The 20,370-nt window shown below is 64.1% G+C and carries 15 protein-coding genes and 1 CRISPR repeat array; of the genes, 8 read left to right on the forward strand and 7 right to left on the reverse strand.

Annotated features, from left to right (window positions below; genetic code table 11):
* Nucleotides 1–68 precede the first annotated feature (68 nt).
* A complete protein-coding gene (locus tag ACFZAM_RS02645) occupies nucleotides 69–1,247 on the reverse strand; it encodes a hypothetical protein (protein WP_391042145.1) in 1,179 nt (392 codons plus the stop codon).
* Nucleotides 1,244–1,531: a hypothetical protein gene (locus ACFZAM_RS02650; RefSeq protein WP_391042146.1), complete on the reverse strand. Its 288-nt coding sequence runs from the start codon at nucleotides 1,529–1,531 to the stop codon at nucleotides 1,244–1,246. Before ACFZAM_RS02650 ends, ACFZAM_RS02645 begins: the two co-directional genes overlap by 4 nt.
* A 369-nt stretch (nucleotides 1,532–1,900) precedes the next feature.
* Here ACFZAM_RS02650 and ACFZAM_RS02655 point away from each other — a divergent pair, with 369 nt between their 5' ends.
* Nucleotides 1,901–2,689, forward strand: a complete 789-nt coding sequence (locus tag ACFZAM_RS02655; protein WP_355336579.1) for a GntR family transcriptional regulator — start codon at nucleotides 1,901–1,903, stop codon at nucleotides 2,687–2,689.
* Nucleotides 2,686–3,444, forward strand: coding sequence for a glycosyltransferase (locus ACFZAM_RS02660; protein ID WP_391042149.1), 759 nt, complete (start codon nucleotides 2,686–2,688; stop codon nucleotides 3,442–3,444). The genes ACFZAM_RS02655 and ACFZAM_RS02660 overlap by 4 nt, the downstream gene beginning before the upstream one ends.
* A gap of 26 nt (nucleotides 3,445–3,470) precedes the next feature.
* On the opposite strand, the gene ACFZAM_RS02665 is transcribed toward ACFZAM_RS02660, so the two are convergent.
* Together ACFZAM_RS02665 and ACFZAM_RS02670 are read right to left on the reverse strand one after the other, a co-directional pair.
* Nucleotides 3,471–4,883: a hypothetical protein gene (locus ACFZAM_RS02665; RefSeq protein ID WP_391042150.1), complete on the reverse strand. Its 1,413-nt coding sequence runs from the start codon at nucleotides 4,881–4,883 to the stop codon at nucleotides 3,471–3,473.
* Between the two features lie 383 nt (nucleotides 4,884–5,266).
* Nucleotides 5,267–6,022, reverse strand: coding sequence for a UTRA domain-containing protein (locus ACFZAM_RS02670; RefSeq protein WP_391042152.1), 756 nt, complete (start codon nucleotides 6,020–6,022; stop codon nucleotides 5,267–5,269).
* A gap of 78 nt (nucleotides 6,023–6,100) precedes the next feature.
* Here ACFZAM_RS02670 and ACFZAM_RS02675 point away from each other — a divergent pair, with 78 nt between their 5' ends.
* The 4 genes from ACFZAM_RS02675 to ACFZAM_RS02690 all read left to right on the forward strand — a co-directional run bounded on the left by ACFZAM_RS02675 (nucleotide 6,101) and on the right by ACFZAM_RS02690 (nucleotide 8,392).
* Entirely contained in the window at nucleotides 6,101–6,361 is a 261-nt protein-coding gene (locus ACFZAM_RS02675) for a hypothetical protein (protein ID WP_391042154.1), read from the forward strand.
* A gap of 312 nt (nucleotides 6,362–6,673) precedes the next feature.
* The gene (locus ACFZAM_RS02680) at nucleotides 6,674–7,426 is read left to right on the forward strand and encodes a GntR family transcriptional regulator (RefSeq protein ID WP_391042156.1); all 753 of its coding nucleotides are present in this window, start codon (nucleotides 6,674–6,676) and stop codon (nucleotides 7,424–7,426) included.
* A complete protein-coding gene (locus ACFZAM_RS02685; RefSeq protein WP_391042157.1) occupies nucleotides 7,423–7,854 on the forward strand; it encodes an ATP-binding protein in 432 nt (143 codons plus the stop codon). Before ACFZAM_RS02680 ends, ACFZAM_RS02685 begins: the two co-directional genes overlap by 4 nt.
* 13 nt (nucleotides 7,855–7,867) lie before the next feature.
* Nucleotides 7,868–8,392 (forward strand): DUF6907 domain-containing protein, encoded by a 525-nt coding sequence (locus ACFZAM_RS02690; protein WP_355336572.1) that lies wholly within the window; start codon nucleotides 7,868–7,870, stop codon nucleotides 8,390–8,392.
* Nucleotides 8,393–8,455: 63 nt separating this feature from the next.
* On the opposite strand, the gene ACFZAM_RS02695 is transcribed toward ACFZAM_RS02690, so the two are convergent.
* The gene (locus ACFZAM_RS02695) at nucleotides 8,456–9,379 is read right to left on the reverse strand and encodes an FkbM family methyltransferase (RefSeq protein ID WP_355336571.1); all 924 of its coding nucleotides are present in this window, start codon (nucleotides 9,377–9,379) and stop codon (nucleotides 8,456–8,458) included.
* A gap of 85 nt (nucleotides 9,380–9,464) precedes the next feature.
* On the reverse strand, nucleotides 9,465–10,700 hold the full coding sequence (locus tag ACFZAM_RS02700; protein WP_391042160.1) for an amidohydrolase family protein: 1,236 nt from the start codon (nucleotides 10,698–10,700) through the stop codon (nucleotides 9,465–9,467).
* A gap of 189 nt (nucleotides 10,701–10,889) precedes the next feature.
* Between ACFZAM_RS02700 and ACFZAM_RS02705 the strand changes: the two genes are divergently transcribed.
* Both ACFZAM_RS02705 and ACFZAM_RS02710 read left to right on the forward strand, forming a co-directional pair.
* On the forward strand, nucleotides 10,890–11,456 hold the full coding sequence (locus ACFZAM_RS02705; RefSeq protein ID WP_391042162.1) for a hypothetical protein: 567 nt from the start codon (nucleotides 10,890–10,892) through the stop codon (nucleotides 11,454–11,456).
* Between the two features lie 609 nt (nucleotides 11,457–12,065).
* Nucleotides 12,066–15,860, forward strand: coding sequence for an NACHT domain-containing protein (locus tag ACFZAM_RS02710; protein ID WP_391042164.1), 3,795 nt, complete (start codon nucleotides 12,066–12,068; stop codon nucleotides 15,858–15,860).
* A 511-nt stretch (nucleotides 15,861–16,371) separates the two neighbouring features.
* On the opposite strand, the gene ACFZAM_RS02715 is transcribed toward ACFZAM_RS02710, so the two are convergent.
* Nucleotides 16,372–17,241, reverse strand: a complete 870-nt coding sequence (locus tag ACFZAM_RS02715; protein ID WP_391042166.1) for a hypothetical protein — start codon at nucleotides 17,239–17,241, stop codon at nucleotides 16,372–16,374.
* A gap of 306 nt (nucleotides 17,242–17,547) precedes the next feature.
* A CRISPR array of direct repeats spans nucleotides 17,548–20,200; the repeat unit is 29 nt; unit sequence CTGCTCCCCGCCCGCGCGGGGCTGTTCCC.
* The last annotated feature ends 170 nt before the right edge of the window (nucleotides 20,201–20,370 follow it).

The following is a 20,370-nucleotide window of genomic DNA, read 5'->3' on the forward strand; positions in this document are numbered from 1 at the left end:
GTCGGGGCCTGGCCCTACCCGCCAAAGCAGCGGCCGGGCCCCGGTGTTGAGAAGTGAGCGGCGAGCCGTCAAGGCTGCTTCGCCGTACGCGCTGATCCGGCCGGTCCGTTCACTGGACGGGGACCGCGTTCTGCGTCGAGCCGTACGAACACGCCGTGTACGTAGCTCGGCGCGCGTGTCGCCCGCCGCGCCGTTTCGCGGACGCTGAGACCGTCGGCCCAACCGCGCTCGATGGCCGCCATGGCCTCGGCGGTACCGAGCTTGGCGGGCGTGCGTTCAGGTGATCGGCCGCCGTCGTCCGGGTCATCCATCGGCGGAAGGTCGGTGAACAGCGTGCGCGGGTAACGGCGGATGTTCGCGGTGGCCCGTGCCATCTCGTCGCGTGTGTGCGCGGCGAGGGCGAACGCGGTGGGGTCCGGTGAACGTTCATCCCACGGCGACATCAATTCAACGGTCGCCAGCGCGGTTGCGTTCCGCCGCGCGGCGAGTTGGTCGAGCAGTACGCGGCGCTGCTCGCGGTCGTTGCCGACCGAGGACTTGGCGACCGCGACGGACAGGCGCCGCGCGATCCCGCGCCCGCGCCGCTTCCCACGGTCGGTGGGACTCATCTCGGCGAGGCGGGACGCGAGAGCGACCGCTCGTACGGTGGCCCGGTCGCGGGTGATCTGCGCCGCGTCCCGCTGCCGCTCGGCGATGCCGAGGCGAGAGAGGAGTCGTTCACGCAACTCCCTTGCGACCAGGGCGCCGAAGCCGTTGGACGATGCCTCGGGCTTGTGGTGCCGTAGCTCGATTCCCATGGCGAGGTGCCACAGCATCGCGGCCATCACCGGACCGACGAAGGCGCGTACGGTTCCGCCGACCAGGCCGGACTCGGCGTACGCCGGGATGATCTGCACCCCGGTGATGACCCACACCAGGACTCCGGGGACGCCCGGCGCCGCGTTAGGCCCGTTGAGGTTCTGCCGGGCCATCAACGCGGTTGCGAACAGGGCGAGTTCAGCGGCGCCGAACATCGCGGCGCGCTCGACCGTACCCGCCATGTCGAGGTAGTCGGCGGCGAAGCGCCAGGACGTATCCGCGCTGTAGGCGGTGCAGCCGATCGCCGCGAGGGCGGCGACCCGGACGGCGGGAGTACCCCGGCTGCGTTTTTGTCCGATGAGCCAGACGAGGGCGACGGCGACCAGGGCGACGGAGACGTACGCCGCGTCGAGCGTGCTGGCAACGGGTCGAGGCGGGGCCGCGATCACGCCGCCTCCCCCGCCCGACTCGGCCGCATGGTGTGGCGACTGCTCCTCAGCAGCGCGACGCCGCCGAGCCACAGTGCGCAGAGCGCGTCTTCCCTGGTGATGTGGTCGGACGCGCCCTCTTCCAGCAGCTCCGCGAGCACTTCGCGGGCCGCCTCCACACGGGCGGCGCGTTGTTCGTCCGACTCGTCCGGGGGACCGAGGAACAGTTCCCGGAAGTGGTCAGGGGCGTCCGCTAACTCACATTCGTCGTCGACGACGTCGCAGCGGCCTCCATACGTACACATGGCTCTCTCCTGAGGCTGAGGGGTGGGAGAGCCGACGGCGGTGTCTGCGATCTGACGACGGCTGTTGCTGCCACCGGCTCTGGGAGCGAGTGGTCATGACCTCCGGCACCGCAGCTCAGGGCCGCCGTGCCGGGATCAAAAGCACTCGTTCGTTCAGGCGCTCTATGGAGTTCTCAAGGGACCGGCGCTGCCTTCGGACCCGTGTCACGAGGTCCTCCGGGCGTCCTTCTCACGTCTCTCCTCAAGAGAACCTGTCCTCAAGTCCTCTTTAGGAGTGGAAACGACTATGAGGCATGGGTCACTCACTCGTCAAGACCTCTTGATGACTTGTATCCTGGGGCTGCTAACGGATCAGGACGGTGAGGCCCCATGGCCAAGGCATACGAGCGGATCGCTGACGATCTCCGCCAGCTCATCCGTGCAGGTGAACTGCATCCTGGTGACCAACTGCCCTCCGAGACCAAGCTCGTTGAGCAGTACGGGAAGAGCCTTCCGACCCTCCGGCAAGCGCTCAGCCTGCTTCAGGCCGAGGGCCTGATCGAGAAGGTGCACGGCCGCGGCAACTTCGTCCGCCGCCCCCGGACCCTCGTCCAGCGCACCAATGGCCGTCACCAGTGGGAGAAAGACCGCGCTCGCGAGCCCGAGCCCCAGCGGGCCCAGACTGGTTCGACCGAGCGCGACACCGGTCTCGAACTGAACGACCTCGTCTTCTACGCCGCGTACCGCGAGATCAAGGCGGAGGAGGAGATCGCCGAGGCGTTCGGTGTCCCGGTCGGGACCGCGCTTCTGGAGCGGACCTACCGCACTCGGTATCGGGCGGAGAGCGCGCCGTTCAATCTCGTACGGTCCTACCTCGTCCGGGACGTGGTCGCGGAGAACCCTGATCTCCTGGACGAGACCAAGGAGCCCTGGCCAGGGGGCACGCAGAGCCAGCTCTTCACCGTGGGGATCGAGCTGGGCCGGATCGAGGAGCGCATCACCGCCCGCCCGCCGACCGCTGAGGAAGCGGAGGAGCTGGGGCTGCCACCGGGGACTTCCGTCCTCGTCCTCCGCAAGACCTCGTACGACATCGAGGGCCGCCCGGTCGACATCTCCGACGTCACGTTGCCCGGTGACCGCACGGAACTGCTCTTCACCACCGACCTGGAAAGGTGGTGAACGCCGTGACCCGGCGCACCATCGACGTCATCACCGCCGTCCACGAACCGGCCGCGCCGTATCTCGCGGACGCGTACAAGTCGCTGGTCAGCCAGGAACTTCCGGACGGCTGGGACTGGCACTGGATCATCCAGGAGGACGGTAAGGGCGACGCGGTCGCCCCGTTCGTACCTGACGATCCGCGTGTGACTTTCGGCCAGGGGCGCCCTGGCGGCCCCGGCGTCGCGCGCATGATGGCGATGGCCCACGCGGGCGGCGACTACGTCAAAGTCCTCGACGCCGATGACCAGTTGACGCCGGGCGCCCTGGCCCGCGACCTGGCCCTCCTGGAAGCCGACCCCACCCTCGGCTGGACCACCTCCCGCGTCCTGGACCTCCTCCCCGACGGCTCCACCGCGGGCTTCGACCAGGACCCCGACGGCGGCCCCATCGAACGCGGCGCCGTCTTCGACCACTGGAAAGCCCACAACTTCCGCGCCCAGGTCCACCCCGCAACCCTCTTCGTCCGCCGCGACCTCCTACTGGCCCTGGGCGGCTGGATGGCCCTCCCCGCCTCGGAAGACACCGGCCTCCTCCTGGCCCTGAACGTCGTGAGCCGCGGCTACTTCACCCGTGAATACGGCCTGCTCTACCGCAAGTGGGAAGGCCAAGCAACGGCCCAGCCCACCCACACCGACGAGGCAGAGCGCGAAGCCCGCATGGCCGTCGTAGACGCTAGGACCAATGCGCTGTCGCATCAACAATGGAGCGTATAGCAGATAGCTATGGCAGACCATTTAGCTCAACTTGGGTAGTTCGTAAATTCACCGGAATCCTCAATATACAAGTCCTGTCGCTTGCAGATTTTTCTCAATTCTTTGAAAGAGAAGCTCTTCTCGTAGTCCTCAATGAGCTGGCCACTTGGGTCGACCAACTTGACAGCCAAAAGTTGTGCGATTACCAGCACGATTTTGCTGACAATAAGAGTTTGAGCTGGATCCGGAAACTCTCCACGATCGTAATGTTTAATGGTATTGTAGTTGTTAGCGATGGCTTTCGCTAGGCCGGTAATGGATGCGGAGACTCCTTCCCAGTCTAGACCCAGAGCGGCTAGGGCTCGGAAATTAAAAGTAGCTGTAGTGGGCCTTCTTCTGGTCGTGTGTGTCGATTCTTCTCCGTCGGCATGCCCGAGCAAATTTCCAGCCGCTTCGAGACTCATAGAGTTGTTCACTACGATATTCTCAATAAATGCTCCGGGTCGACTCAAGACGCTCACAGAGGGTTGGATGAAGCGCTTCCACTCTTCGTAGCTGTTATTCCATCGCCGCAGTCCATCTTCTCCGATTTGCGCCATGTGGACGATCGGTCGTCCGAGGTCCCTGGCGGTGGGCTTTGGATGGGCGGCGTCGCGAGTCGTTCGGTGACTGACTAGCTCGTAGAACGCCTCGCCCACGATTTTTCCAGCGAGTGTCTTATCTGTAAATCGAGCGTCTTTTATTTTGTGTCGACGAAAATAGATCGGTTTGCCGAACATCAACGTCAGAAGTGTTATCAACTTCTTCTGTTCGGCCAAGTGATGACTTACGGGTGTCGGGGTGGCAAATCTACTTTCGAGTGCTACCCACTCGATTATTTGGAATCCTAGTGCAGAGTCAGAGGTCGACCAGCTCGTTTCAAGAGTCATGGTAGCGGCACCTTGATTCCACGACAGTCGTTCGACGCTCTCTGCGGTCACTGTTATCCTACGTATGCGACTGTCCTCATCAGTCTCCCGCTCATGGCGAATAGCGCGAAAGTGAGTCCACTCTGAGAGGCCGTCAATCTCAGATGATAGTCGCGACACGAGAAGTTCATCGTTAAGATCGCCATCTCTAGCATTCAGGATTACCTCGCCTGGAGAAATATACCCTGTCGCGAAGCCCTGCCCAATGTTCATTGAATGCCCAGAATAGCGGCAGTTGAATAGTGACAATTGGCCGTCTTGGGTCATAAAGATAAGGTTCCTGGGGGGCGTCTCGGTGTCAAACCATCTTTCCGCAATCGCGAATTGCTCCGAATTTGCGTGGTGTGCATAAGGAACCTCAATGCGAACGCCTTGATTCTCAGTGTAAGTTAGTGTAGCTACGACAAACGGCGTCTCGTCGATACCGTCTACGAGTAGACCGGCAAGCGAATCGCCGAACTTGAGTGATTTAATTGGCATCGAATCCTCCAAGGTGTGTATTGTAAGTCTACTCCGCACTGCGACAGGACAGAGTTTCGAAAATGTGCCATGCCGGACATGCGCCTCGCTTATCGAAGTTCCCCCGATGATCTCGGCCAGGCTTCGACGTAGCCCGCCGAAGGTCACGGCTAGGACGCCGGATCGACGGCCGAAGTCCCAGTTCTCGTGGTGCGCCAGTTGTTCGACGAGCTACAGGATCGGGGTCGGCTCAGTTACGCCCTGACGTGGGGGGACCACTCCCGCCTGCACAGCGTGAGTCCAACGATCCGCCGCGAAATCTGAATCCAGGCGCGTGCGGTCACCGCACCGATCCCTCGCCTGTGTTCTGGGGCGGCACACTCGAAGGCGATATGACGATCATGCCAGCGGCCCAATTATGAATTCACAGGGACCTCGTAGACGATCTCGCACAAAGCGGCGGGCACCACGATGTCCGCCGTCTCTACCGGCTGGCCCTCGTCGCTGTAGTACGTGCGGCGGATGTGGGTCACCAGGGAGCCGCGTTGGATGCCGAGGAGGGTGGCCTCTTCGGTGGTGGCGACGCGGGGCTCGGGCCTTTCCACCGCGTGGCTGACCGTGATGTCGATTTCTGCCATGCGGGTCACGACTCCGGCGCCGGCGTGCGGGCCGCCCTCCGGGAGTACGACCAGCGTGCCGGCCGTCAGGGCGTAGGGCTCCCAACTGGTCGAGAGCTGGACGGGTTTGCTGTCCGCCAGGAATTCGTAGGCGGTGCGCACGGCCAGGTCCCCCTCGGCGATGCCGAGACGGGCCGCGATGTCAGCCGGTACCGGCACCTTGGCCTCGGTCCGGCTCTCCCACGTCCCACGCTTGCCGAGCGCGGACATGTCCGCGCGGAACGGCGATCCGCCAGCCTGCTCGCGGTAGGTCGCGCGCACGATGCGGACGCGTTCGCGCGGCGCGGCCACGTACGTCCCTGATCCCGCGCGCCCTTCGAGGATGCCGCGCGAGATCAGCAGCTCCTGAGCGCGCCGGATGACGTTCTCGCCGACGCCGTGCTCCTGGGCCAGCTCGCCGCGGGACGGCAGGCGGTCTCCGGGTGTCCACTCCTGGCTTTCGATGCGCTCGCGGAGCACGTCGGCGATGCGGAGATAGGGCGGCTGCTCAGGCATGTGGACAATCTAGTCCACTAGCTCTAATCTAGTTAACTAGCTTCACTGAGAGTGCTTCCGAGGTGACGGAGATGCGTTGTGCCCGAACCCGAAGCCCGCACCGAAGACATCCGCGCGGGCCTCGCCGCTGTAGGACTCACCCCGGCCGTGAAGGAGTACCGGGACCACACGCGGATTGAGGCGGCACTGCCCGCCGCGTTCCCCACCGAAGCGTGGGGCGAGGTGCTGGCGCTGCTCGCCACGGCGGACTGGTTCGGCCTCGCCGACAGTGGCGCACGCGGCCGTTCGTTATGGGCCGCCGTCACCAAGAACACCCCCACGTCTCCCGACGCCACCTGACGCCGAGGGGCACCACCATCAGCCGTAGGAGCTGACCAGCGTGTTCAACCACATCCGCCGCGTTACTACTTGGATAGCGCGACAGTTCGCCTCCGCTCCCGGGCGTCACCGACAACGCCCGTCCGTACAGGGCCCGTTCGCGACGCACGTGAGCCCGCAGACATGGCCTGTCTTACGTCGCCCGCAGCGCTCACAAGCCGCTGTGATCTGGCTCGCCGACGACACCCCGCTCGTCCGCCCGTACGTTCTGAGCCCTGAGGAACGGGCCTGGCGGCGTAACCCATCGCTGGCCGGGGAGGTGCTTGCCTCCCCATGACTTCCCGCCATCAGCATGTCGCCGACGACCTCCGCCGCCTCATCACTTCCGGTGCGCTGGCGGTCGGAGAGCGGCTGGCGCCGGAGACCCGGCTCGCCGCCCGCTATCACGTCAGTACGCCGACTCTCCGTGATGCCCTCGAACTCCTGCGCACGGAAGGGCTGATCGAGAAGTTCCAGGGGCGCGGCAACTTCGTCCGCCGACCGCCCCAACGCCTCGCTTACCCGGGTGCGGCCGTCGATGGCGATGATGGTCTCCAAGTGATCGTCAGCTCAGCGGACATCACCGCGACTGGAGACCTGGCCGCCCGGCTCCGCACACCGTCGGACGCGCCGATCACCCAATACGTCTGCCTGAGCCATCGCGACGACTCCCCGCAGGGGCTCGCGCACCTCTACATTCCCCACGCCGTCACCCGTGCGACCAGCGATGTCAGGAACCCCCCTGTCAGCGCGTCTCCTTGGGCTGACGACATCGTCCGCAGCCTCACCACTGCGACGGGCGAGCCCGTGGCGAACAGCACCGACCTGGTCACCGCCCGATTCCCCACGGGGGCGGAAGCACAGTCGCTGCGGATCGCCACCCGTACACCCGTCCTCTCGATCGAGCGCACCATCACCGCCGACGACGGCCAGGTGTTGGCGTACGTCCTTCTCGTACTCCCCGGCGATCGTGCGGAGGTCGCCTTCGTCACTCCGATCGACAAGAAGACCGACAAGAAGATCGACAAGAAAGCGGAGACGCGATGAGCGCACTGCCCTGTCCCGAGAGCGCCACGCTGGTCTGGGTGCGTCGGTGGTCTCGCAGCCCCCGGCGCGTCCAACAGGCGCGGCGCGAACTGCGAGATGTGCTGAATGCCTGGGGGCTGGGCGAGTTGGCTGAATCAGCCGAACTCGTCCTGTCCGAACTCCTCACCAACGCGGTTTGCCACGCGCGCCCTCCGTACGGTCGTGAGATCGAGACGCGATGCGAGCGCGAGGGTGGCGGAGTGCGGATCGAGGTGCATGACGCCAGCGAGAAGCGGCCGGTGCTGCGGAAGGTACCGACGGACGCGGAGGAAGGGCGTGGCCTGGCACTGGTCGAAGCGATCACGGGCGCGCAGTGGGGAGTGAGCAAGCGCGAAGGAGTCGGCAAGCTCGTGTGGGCGGTTGTCAGTGTCGACGGCAACGCCGAGTAGAGGGGGTCACGCCGTGAGTAGTAGCAACGCAGCGGATTCCCGTACGCGTGATGGGTCGGTGCCCGCGCTCGGGCCGGAGAAGAGGCCGGGCGAGGCCGCCGAAACGGGAGGCCGTACCTGGCGCATCACCACCACCTGTGGCTGCACCGCCTCGGGCTACTTGCCCGACTGGGCCGAGGCCGACCCGAGCGAGACGGGTGTACTCCTTGAGGAACTACCCACGCTGCTCGCCGACATGAACCACTGGGCTCGCTTCCTCGGCCAGCGTCTACCGGTCGCCTGCGATGGCGAAGAGGGGCAGGAGACTGAGGTCTTCCGGACGAGTATCGATTGCAACCCGTACGTCGGCGGCCCGCTGCCGAGGATGCCAGTGGTCAACATCAAGATCGTCGGCAACTACTGGATGCACGCCCTCTCCCCGCCCGCTCTTGCCGAGGTCGCAGCCAAGTTACGGGCTCACGCGGCGCTGTTGGACGACGAGGTACGGCCACGGCTCGTCGCCGCCCGCGAGGACTGGCTCGCCCGTCACGCGACATGATCCCGCAACCTGACGGGCACAGGTCCGGTGCTCCAATTCCCGGAGCGCCGGGCCTTGTTGGCGCTACGGCAGCGTCTCGGCGTCCACCTTGGAGAAAATAAGGTCGCTCTCGTCCGTGACGGGCCCCCGCCAGCGGACGGGTACGGCCGACGGGCCGCGTAGTGCGGACGGATACGTCGCTGCGGCGTATTCGTTGGCGAGCCGGTAGACGTGGAAGCCGTGCTCGCGCATTGAGTCCAGCAACTCCTCTACGGAGTCGCCGAGTTGGGTCATGCGCTCCGGGGTCACCTCGACCGTGATCTCCGCGTCCGGCCGGAGCTGGTCGAGCAGCGGCACCATGCCGCGTACGACGCTGCCCTCCGCGCCCTCGACGTCGATCTTGATGACGCGCGCCTTGGTGATCTCCTCCGCCTCAAGCACCTCGGGCAGCGGGAACGCCTCGATGTCGAACGTCGACTCCGCCGGACCGTCCCACGGCACGATGCTGTTCGCGCCCATGTTGGCGGAGCTGGCCAGTATGAAGGTGAGCGTCTGCTGCTTGTCGGAGACGGCGGTGTGGACGGCGCGGATGTTGGTGAGGTCGTTGAGCCGGGCGTTCTGCTCCAACCGGTCGTTGAAGGCCTGAGACGCTTCGATCGCCACGACCCGCCCCTCGGCGCCGACGAGTTGCGCGGCGAGCACGCTGAAATACCCCACATTGGCGCCGACATCGACGTACGTGTCCCCGGGCCGGAGCCGCCGCTGGAGCCACTGCGTCATCCGCGGCTCCCATACCCCGAACAGGTAGAGATATCGCTGGATGAGGTCTTGGGTATCGACAGCGAAACGGGCTCCGGTCGTGGATTCGATGACGCGCCGCCGCGGCTCGTCCCGTAGCCGCGGATTGAGGTAGCGACCCGCCAGCGGCGCCTTTCCGAAGGTTCCGGGCGCGTTGCGTACGTACCAGCGCCCGAGGGTGACCAGCGTCTCTGACGTGGGGTTGCTCATCGGATCACCTCTCCGCAGGGGCCAACGGGAACCGTAGCACTGCGGGTCCGCCGTCTCTCAGAGCTTCGCCGTGGGAGGTGCGGTCTCAGGCGTCGGCGGCTTTACGGTCTCGGTCGAACGGCAGGTCCAGCATCCGGATGGCGTTGCCGCGCAGCAGTTTGTATGTGACCTCGTCCGACAGCCCCGCCATGTGGTCGGCGGCGACCTGCTTGGTGTCGGGCCAGGTGGAGTCGACGTGGGGGTAGTCGGTCTCGAAGGTCGCGTTGTCGACGCCGATGGTGTCCAGGGACGCGACGCCGTGCTTGTCGCGGAAGAAGCAGCAGTAGATCTGCCTGCGGTAGTACGTGGACGGCGGCTCCGGTATCAGGTCCTTGACCCCGCCCCAGGCCCGGTGCTCGCGCCACACGTCGTCGGCCCGCTCCAGCGCGTAGGGCACCCAGCCCATCTGCCCCTCGCTGTACGCCAGGGTCAGCCGCGGGAACTTCACCAGCACCCCGGAGAAGAGGAAGTCCATCATCGAGGCCATGGCGTTGTTGAAGCTCAGGCTGGCCTGCACCGCCGGAGGCGCGTCGGGGGACGCGGCGGGCATCTGTGACGACGACCCGATGTGCATGTTCACCACCGTGCCGGTGTCCTCGCAGGCAGCGAAGAACGGGTCCCAGTAGCCGGAGTGGATCGACGGCAGCCCCAGGTAGGTGGGGATCTCGCTGAAGGTGACGGCGCGCACCCCCCGGGCAGCGTTTCGCTTGATCTCCGCCACCGCGAGGTCGACGTCCCACAAGGGGATCAGGCACAGCGGGATCAGCCGCCCGCCGCTGTCACCGCACCACTCCTCCACCATCCAGTCGTTGTAGGCCCGCACACACGCCAGGGCCACCTCCTTGTCGTGCGCCTCCGCGAACGTCTGCCCGCAAAAGCGCGGGAACGTCGGGAAGCACAGCGACCCCTCCACATGGTTGAGATCCATGTCCTTCAGCCGCTCGACCGGATCCCAGCACCCCCGCCGCATCTGCTCCCGCGTGATCCCGTCGAGCGTCATCTCGTCACGCGAGAACCCCACCGCCGCGATGATCCGCTTGTACGGGAAGAACTCGCCCTCGTACTGCCACCAGTCCGTGAGCTGGCCCTCAGGATCAGTGGTGAACCGGTACTTTCCCCCGACGTACGCCAACCCGCCGATCCCCGCGGTCAGCGGCTGCGGCCCCCGCTCGCGGTACTTCTCCGGCAGCCAGGTCGAGAAGAGATGCGCGGGCTCGATCACGTGATCGTCCACGCTGATGATCCTGGGCAGATCCGTGACTCCGGCGCCATCGGTGGTCATCTCGGCTGCCTCCCGCGCTCTTTATCTGACGATCCGTCAGATTCACGGTAGGTGCACACGGAGCCAGCGGCAAGAGCCGCAGCGTGCTCTGTCAGCGGGTGGTCACGCCGTACGCCCCCCAAGCGGTGCGATCCCCTCCTAAAATCCTCAAGACGTCTTTACGACTTGCGGGTGGGGGATGGGGACAGCTTGGGGACCTCCGAGCAACTGTTGACGATCGCGGCCGTCCTCCTGGGCGCGATGACCACGTACGTCACCAACTACTGGACCGAGCGGCAGCGTATCCGCCGTGAACAGCTCACCCGCTGGGACAGCAAGAAGCTCGACGCATACGAGAACTATGTCGACGCGGTCCGTGCCAGCGTCTTCCTTGCCGTCGAGCTGTACGAACACCGGGAGGGCATCCGCCGCAGCGATGACCCCGAGTCCCAGATGCTCGCCGACGTGGCCGCCGCTTCCCGTTCCCGGGGCCGCGCCTTCGAACGCATCATGCTTCTGGGCGGTGACGACGTCGTTGAGGCCGCCCACGACCTCAACGCCGCTGCCCTCGCCGTCGACTGGCAGGCCACCGGCAAGACCCCGGACACCCTGGAAGCCTGGCGCGACCGCAACCGCGCCACCTTCCGCGCCATCAACGCGTTCCACGAAACCGCCCGCGTCGACCTCGGCGTCAGCGGCACCGTCACGGGCGACACCCACCCGGACCGCGACCTCTTGCTCCCTCCGGCCAGGCGTGACGATGACGCTGGTGTTTGAGAGTGGTGAAGCGCTCTCCTGGTCTTGCTCTCTTGGCTGTTTCATCACCTATGGGTAAATCGATGCTATGACGATACGAAGGACCGCTACGCCACGGAGCCTGCGGCGCAGGACTACCTCACGCGTTTACACGCCCTCGGACGGGCGAAGCCGGGTCTTTTGCCAGTGGAGTTCGCCCTCGCAGAAGCGGCGGTCCTCGAAGAGTCGGGGGCAGCCGCTTCTGCGAGGGCCAGGGGTTAGGTGAGCGCCTAACTGAGTCACGACACCTCCGTACTGCGAGGGACAACCTCGGACGCTCGCCGACTGTCCCTGCCGCGCCTTACTAGCCAGAGGCCGGGGATGCTGGCTTTTCATTCCCGCCAACCTCCTGTTGACGAGGCAAGCTGAGCAGACACAGACGCTGGGGAGGAAACCTTCGTATTTTGATGTAGTCCATCTAGACGCCAGGACCACGTGCACTCCACAGGAGGTAGGGCCAGAGACCAACAGATGTGCTTGAGTTGTTGTTGTTCGGGTGAGTCGGGGCCGACATGATCGGGCGGAGAGTAGATGATGTGAGCTTGGCCGCACGACATACAGGAACATTAATTTACGCCATTGGAGGTCCCCATGGACTACAACTACGAGTCTCTGCTAGACGAACGCTTCCAAATGTTATGCCAGTCGCTCTTGGTTCAGGAGTACCCCGGCGTTCAATGCTTCCCTGTAGGAATGCCGGACGGCGGGCGAGATGCCACCGCTCCAGAATCTGGCGGGAGAATCATCTTCCAGGTCAAGTATGCACGTAATCCAGTTAGCATCGAAGACCCATTCAAGTGGATCGTTAGTGCCATTGACGGAGAAGTTGAGAAGGTAAAGCGACTTGCCGATCGAGGCGCAACTTCATTTGTCTTGATGACCAACGTTTCAGGAACTTCTCACCTAGACGTAGGGCGTATGGACAAAGTCCAGGCTCATTTGGAAAAGGTTATGCCAGTCGGCGCAGTTTGCTGGTGGAGAGACGACCTCGATCGGCGGCTAGACGTTAGCTTTGACCTTAAACTGAAGTACCCCAGCTTGTTGTCAGGCACGGATATGATTCGCATTCTGTGGGAAACGACAGGCAGCGGCCAGGATCGGCAGAGGAGGTCCAATGCTTTGGGATCCTACTTTGCAGATCAAAGTGACCGGGACTCTAAAGTCCGCTTCAAGCAGGCCGATCTATCTCCAAGTCCCCTCTTCGATCTATTCATTGACGTTCCAGCAATGCCGCGCCGAGTCAATGAAAAATCGGCTAAACGCGAAAATGTGGACTACCGACGCTCGGTAATTTCTGTGCTAAAAACTCGTGATAACGGGAATGAGGAAGAAAATTTCCTATTCGAAATGGAAGGCGCTTTTAATGATGAAAGTAGTCATCAACTGGCGGCTCTAGATGTCGGCCATGGTCTATCTGCGCAGCATTCTGTCGGTGCTGCGAGCTTGTTGTTGAGCCACGCCTTCAGCGCCTCAGTCTCGAGAATCGTACTTGAGGGCGCTCCTGGCCAAGGCAAATCAACCCTCGCCCAGTACATCGCTCAGGTCCACCGAGCGCGCATTCTCAGTTCAGACACGGTTTCTAGTTTGCCTTCACATGATGCCAGTAGCCCTCTCATGATGCCCTTCAAGATGGAACTTCGAGACCTCGCGACTTGGCTCAAAGGGATAGACCCGTGGGCTCCAGGTGAGAGCACTGAGCATGGGCGTCCGTGTTCTCTCGAAAGCGCTTTGGCTGCGCATATTGAGCGGTACTCCGGCGGGGTGCAATTCGATGTTGCGGACCTGCTTTTTGTTTTGCGAGGAACGGCAGTATTGATTATCCTTGACGCTCTGGACGAAGTGGCCGACTTGGACGATCGACAGCGAGTTGTAGACGAAGTGACTGCGGCTGCCATCCGCCTGGAAAGCCAAAACCCAGATGTGAAGCTAGTTATCACTAGCCGCCCAACAGCAGTGGCTGGTTCACCAACATTCGATAGTTCGAAGTTTTTCTACTTGACGCTCGCTGCGATTCACCCTCAGCTTGCTATGCAATACACCAGAAAATGGGCTAAGGCTCGTAACTTGGATGAGACGGACTTGGCGATGCTTCTAGCTACATTGGAGCAGAAGCTTGCAGCCCCACATATGGCAGAGCTTGCGAAGAATACGATGCAGCTCTCAATCCTACTGAGCCTTACTCACCTGCGTGGGTCAACTCTCCCGGACAAACGCACTGAGCTCTACGATGCATATATTGACGTCTTCCTGAATCGAGAAGCAGAAAAAGACAGGACGGTTCGTGAAAATCGAGAATTGCTGATTAACATTCATCGTTACTTGGGCTACTATTTGCACGCTCGGGCTGAGGTTGATGGTGCCACAGGCCGGATCAGTACTGAAGAGCTGCGTAGCGTTCTCACTGACTTTATGGAACGCGAGACTGCGAGTAGCCCCTCCATGCAACGTAAAGTGACTGAACTAATCGACTCGCTTCTTACAGGAGTGGTCGAGAGAGTCGTCGCTCTTGTGTCACGAGTAGAAGGAACCTACGAGTTCGAGGTACAACCTCTCCGCGAGTATTTCGCCGCCAAATATTTGTACGAGACTGCTCCTTATGCACCCGCTACAAGAAAACAGACCGGTACCAAGCCGGACCGCTTCGATGGAATCGCCCATAATCCCTATTGGATGAACGTAACCAGATTCTTCGCCGGATGCTTCTCTAAGGGCGAACTACTCGACCTAGCAGACCGAACAGCGCGGCTCATCGAAGAATCGGAAATCAGTGAATCAGAATACCCCAGAACATTGGCTCTATGCTTGCTGCAGGACTGGGTATTCACTCAGTCGAGTGCTTCTATGAAAAGGATCCTAGAGGCCGTCTTTGACAAGCCAGGGATCCGCTGGGCAGCAGCTAAGAACGTGAGTATGCCGAACGGTGCCTACGGCGCTGGCGTTTCCGTTGAATTGTCACCGTCTGCGGGTTATGAAGGTTTGGTAGACCATCTCTGGCCCATTGTTGTCGCACAAAAAGATCCAGCAGAATCGTTGACGGCAGTATGTTACCTTCTGCGCCAACAACCTGAGAATTCTCTCGTCGCCGATTTCTGGTATAGGGAAGCAATTGCGAAGAGCCAACAAGAGCTTCGCCAGTGGGTTACCGTAGGAAACTGGCTAGCTGTATTCAAACACCTTGACGTAACCCACTTCAGGCAAATTCTGCAGTCCATGGATCTCGCTGATAGCGACTGGGCGATCGCTGGATATTTGCACGGAGGGGGAAGCCCCGCAAAACTTTCAGCCGCTGAACGGCATCGAGGTATTACCGCGGTGCTAAATGGTGCTGGAGACAGGAAGTTCGTACGGCTAGGTGTCAGTAGTGAGATCTCGGTAGTTGGAGCGACAGAGCCAGTAATCTTCGCCAATTTGCTGCGCACTCCGGAATACGCTAGATACTGGATGGCTAATCTAGGGTTTGAGGAAGGAAGCTCAAATAACGATAATGACGCTTACTCCGATTTGTTGGGACATATCTCATCCTTGACTGGACCAGAATTCTCGCTTTCGTTCGACTACTGGCGAGGCCTTTTCGAGAAATTGCGCGCAGATTTCGGAAAAACTTGGCGCGAGAGCGCGCTTGCAAATATCGCCATAACGACTAAGGATCCCGCCGAAAGAGGCGCCGGTGCCAATTCTCTATTTGATGAAAGCCGGTCGATTCTGGATAGGCTGAGGAATGCAAGGCGACGACCTCGGCAGGTAGCTTGGTGGGAAGACCAGTACAGCCGTGCGAGCGACCCTATCGACCGCGGATTGTGGATCCTCGCAGCGTACTCATGGATGCATCCTGATTCTTTGGTTAATGTCGCCCAAACATTCAACCGGGCTGTTCAGGAGCTCGATGATGTGACGTTCGCCGCTGTCCTGGATGCATGCTCACTTTCCGGATTCTATGCGAAATATTCTCGCAGTTCTCTGGCTCTTCAAGGAGTCTCGATGTCGGAATTGCATTGGCGTACTATTGCGGTTCTGCATGGTCGATTTACAACGACTGAGCGTCGAGACACAGCGCTTTCCTTTCTGCGATCGAAGTCGAAGGATGAGTTGGCTGGCTCCGTATTTATGGACTACCTAACTTCCCAAGCCTTGACCGGGAGATTTGATCTGGATGAAAATATTCGCGTATTCTCCTCTGCTATCCGACGTGGCATTAGGTCAAGGCAAGAAATGAATCATGGGAGGGGTAGGTCTAAGGTATTCTTGAAAGACAGTCGCCAGATCTACAAGCAGTCATGGGAGCTGCCATCCAGTATCGTTGCGGCAGCTCACGCCATTCTGGATACTCGTCGTCGTTTCGTTCCAGTTATGGAGATTGCGGACAGTCAAAATTGGTTCGATGAATAGAGCCGCTGGTTCTCCAGTAGTGCCGCTCCTGCGCGTACGCCTCCGGAAGTGGTGCCAGCGCATCGCGGGTAGCTGACCAAGTCTGCACGCTTAGTCCACCTGTGATGGCCTGACTAATCGCCCACAGCGGAAGTACGGGACGGTGCAGTGCCTCACCGGTAGGACCTCGTGTCGGGCGCACGTTGCCCCGTCCAGGTCTTCACGGGCCATACACGGGCCACATCAGGCAAGTTCACGGCCAAGCGTAGGAACCGTGCAGGTGAGCCAACCGCATCACGTTTGAGGGCGACCCTCTTGGAAACCGTCGTGGCAGCGATGTCACCGTGGGTTCAAATCCCACAGCCTCCGCGGTAGGTAGTGAACATGCAGGTGGGGTCGGGTCTCGATGCGATCGGGAGCCGGCCCCACCTTTTGTGTGTCCCGCTCGCGTGCCACCGAATCCCACCGATGACCAGTGCGTGTGGTCAACCTGTGGTCAGGTTTCGCGACCCCTTCTGCGGACTACGCTCCGCTATCCCGTCTGGTCAGCGAGTGCTTGGATGATCAGCTCGTTGGCCCGGTCCTGCACGCCGCGAAGGATCTTCGCGTAGAAGCGGAAGAGCACGGCGACGCTGTGCCCGGCCCGCCGTGCGGCCTCCACCGGGTCGACGCCCGCCTTGATCCACAAGGAGATGCCGGCCTGCCGCAGGCAGTACGGCAGCTCGGCGAGCGGCGTCTCCAACTCCTCGGCGGAGAGCACCTTTCCCCGCGCCGCCTGCCGCATCTCGGTGTACTCGGTGGAGCGAACGCGTCCCCCGCCGACAGCGCGGAAGAGCCGACCGTCCGGAGCGGTGCCGTACGTCCTAATGTGCTCGCGGAACATGCGGACGAGGACCGGCGGAATCGGCACCGATCTGGTCGCCTTGCGTGCACGGCGCTTGAGTCCGCGCTTCTCGTACGGCTGCCCGTCGTCGGTCCAGCCCGATCCGGCTTCGGGCCGTGACTCGGAGAGGACGAGTTCGCCCCAGGCATCCTCGTCCTCCTCGTCGGGGAGGAGGCACCCTGTTTCGCCGAGTGCTGCGGCTTCGGAGGGTCGTGTCGAGGCGTAGTGGAGGCAGCCGAAGAACGCTTCGAGATGCTCGCCGACGTGGCCGCCGCTTCCCGTTCCCGGGGCCGCGCCTTCGAGCGCATCATGCTCCTCGGCGGTGACGACGTGGTCGAGGCAGCCCACGACCTCAACGCCGCTGCCCTCGCCGTCGACTGGCAGGCCACCGGCAAGACCCCGGACACCCTGGAAGCCTGGCGCGACCGCAACCGCGCCACCTTCCGCGCCATCAACGCGTTCCACGAGGCCGCCCGCGTGGACCTCGGAGTCTCGGGCAATGTCACCGGCGAAGCCCACCCCGCCCGTGATCTCCTCCTCCCCCGGCCCGCCGCGACAACAACGCCGGCACCTGAGGGCGATGCGGGGCTCTCCTTCCTTGCGTCCTCTCGGCCGTCCATGGTCCCTGGGTGGCCAATGGATGCTAAGGATGTCGTGGGGCTCGCTCCCCGCCTGCACGTTGCTGTGTCGAAGAGTGGGCAAGTCTTGCCCTGGTGGCGAAGTGCCTGAGTGTTGGCGGATTATTGCAATAAGGAATATATGTCCGAATCTCGGCAGGTGAGTAAAATTGGCCGTCGAACCGAATAAAGCCCCAGGTCATTTACTCTGCTCCCCGCCCGCGCGGGGCTGTTCCCGACGAACAGGCCGGAGACAACGGGGCCGACGACTGCTCCCCGCCCGCGCGGGGCTGTTCCCGGACAGGAGGCCCCACGAGGGTGTGACGTTCCTGCTCCCCGCCCGCGCGGGGCTGTTCCCCGGTCGCGGTCGCCATCATCTCGGCCGAGCCCCTGCTCCCCGCCCGCGCGGGGCTGTTCCCTCGGGCCACTCCGCCTCCGGCTCCTGTGCCACCTGCTCCCCGCCCGCGCGGGGCTGTTCCCGACCGCCGAACACGGCTCAGGCACCAGGCCATCTGCTCCCCGCCCGCGCGGGGCTGTTCCCTCCGCGAGACGGTCCTCCGATTCGCGGTAGTCCTGCTCCCCGCCCGCGCGGGGCTGTTCCCGGGTGGCAGTGGTGGAAGACCCCTGCCCGCGACTGCTCCCCGCCCGCGCGGGGCTGTTCCCTTCAAGTTGTCGCCAGGGGCCGCCGCATCGTGCTGCTCCCCGCCCGCGCGGGGCTGTTCCCAAGCGCACCGCAGCGACCCGCGTCATGACCGACTGCTCCCCGCCCGCGCGGGGCTGTTCCCCGGCGGATCGAACTCGCCGACCTCGGCGTGCCCTGCTCCCCGCCCGCGCGGGGCTGTTCCCGCGGGAGCGTCGATGCCCAGTACGCGCATGTTCTGCTCCCCGCCCGCGCGGGGCTGTTCCCGGCACCTTCACCGCGGCCGGGACCCTGTCCGTCTGCTCCCCGCCCGCGCGGGGCTGTTCCCGCCGGATTCGACACGGGGGCTGGCGCCCTGGCCTGCTCCCCGCCCGCGCGGGGCTGTTCCCCTGCTGGACCAGGCGCAGAATGCTTTCGGGCACTGCTCCCCGCCCGCGCGGGGCTGTTCCCGACGCCGCCAGCGAGGACAGCGGAATTTCCGGCTGCTCCCCGCCCGCGCGGGGCTGTTCCCTCGTGAGCGTGATCCAGCACCTGGTTGTACCGCTGCTCCCCGCCCGCGCGGGGCTGTTCCCGGTGACGGCAGCATCGACCGGGGACTGTGGCACTGCTCCCCGCCCGCGCGGGGCTGTTCCCTACGCGGTTCAGTCGACGGCGCGCGACATCTTCTGCTCCCCGCCCGCGCGGGGCTGTTCCCGACCCGTTCGGGCTGGTCCCGAAGAAGTACAAGCTGCTCCCCGCCCGCGCGGGGCTGTTCCCGGACGGTGCGTCGGCACCGGCTGGAGAGATCACCTGCTCCCCGCCCGCGCGGGGCTGTTCCCTGGCAGCACGGCAACAACGCCGGCGGCGACAACTGCTCCCCGCCCGCGCGGGGCTGTTCCCTACATCAACCCCGCGAGCGGCAACGCCCTCGCCTGCTCCCCGCCCGCGCGGGGCTGTTCCCGACATCTCCGCCTATACGGGAGTGGAGCGCCCCTGCTCCCCGCCCGCGCGGGGCTGTTCCCCGAGCAGCCGGACGCGGCCGGTTTTCGGGATCCTGCTCCCCGCCCGCGCGGGGCTGTTCCCTGCATGTCGCGGGCGGTGTACTTGCGGTCGACCTGCTCCCCGCCCGCGCGGGGCTGTTCCCTCGGCAGCGCTGTCGTTCAGGCGGGGACGACGCTGCTCCCCGCCCGCGCGGGGCTGTTCCCAAGGTGCGGGCGGCCGGAAACGCAGCCAGCGCCTGCTCCCCGCCCGCGCGGGGCTGTTCCCTCGGCGATCGGGATGCCGAGCGTGCGGGCGATCTGCTCCCCGCCCGCGCGGGGCTGTTCCCGGGCAGGCGCTGACACACGCGTGGAGGTAGACCTGCTCCCCGCCCGCGCGGGGCTGTTCCCGTCAGCTACGCGGCCGACGTGGAGTACGGCACCTGCTCCCCGCCCGCGCGGGGCTGTTCCCTACGAGCGCTGGGCCGCCGCTACCGGCTACGCCTGCTCCCCGCCCGCGCAGGGCTGTTCCCGCGCCGATGGTGTGGAGCACGATGGAGCGCACCTACTCCCCGCCCGCGCGGGGCTGTTCCCTGGTCGCGCTCCGCTCGCAGCCGCTCGACCTCCTGCTCCCCGCCCGCGCGGGGCTGTTCCCGACGCACGCCGCTGACGTCACGATCGTGGAGGCTGCTCCCCGCCCGCGCGGGGCTGTTCCCAACGAGCTGCGGATGTTGCTCCCCGACGGCTCCTGCTCCCCGCCCGCGCGGGGCTGTTCCCTGCTGGAGTGGATCAGCTTCCTGACCGCCTGGCTGCTCCCCGCCCGCGCGGGGCTGTTCCCATGCCGCGCTGTAGCGGCCGGTCGACCTTGGCCTGCTCCCCGCCCGCGCGGGGCTGTTCCCTCGTACGCGGTGTGCACGGTGAGGTTGCCGACCTGCTCCCCGCCCGCGCGGGGCTGTTCCCCTCAGCTTCGCGACGCCGCGCGCGGTGCAGGACTGCTCCCCGCCCGCGCGGGGCTGTTCCCGACTATCTCGTCTATATGGCGACGGTCAACACCTGCTCCCCGCCCGCGCGGGGCTGTTCCCGCGGTGCAGGTCGACGTCGAGGACGGCACCGCCTGCTCCCCGCCCGCGCGGGGCTGTTCCCCGTGCCGGGGTCGACGGCAGCCGGACCGTGGTCTGCTCCCCGCCCGCGCGGGGCTGTTCCCACCATGTACGACCACTGAGTGCGCGACCAGGTCTGCTCCCCGCCCGCGCGGGGCTGTTCCCGCTTACGATGGACGTGTGCTCCCCGCGCGCGGGGCTGAACCCCAGGTGCAGGCCGATCACGGCGAACCTCTTGTAGTGCTCCCCACACACGTGGGGTTATTCAGCCGGGTCGGTCTGCATCGAGAACTTCCGCTGTGTGGCGCAAACTTGGCTTGTCGGACTTGATGGCG

The sequence above is a fragment of the Streptomyces sp. NPDC008079 genome, assembly GCF_042957385.1.
Taxonomy (GTDB): Bacteria; Actinomycetota; Actinomycetes; order Streptomycetales; family Streptomycetaceae; genus Actinacidiphila.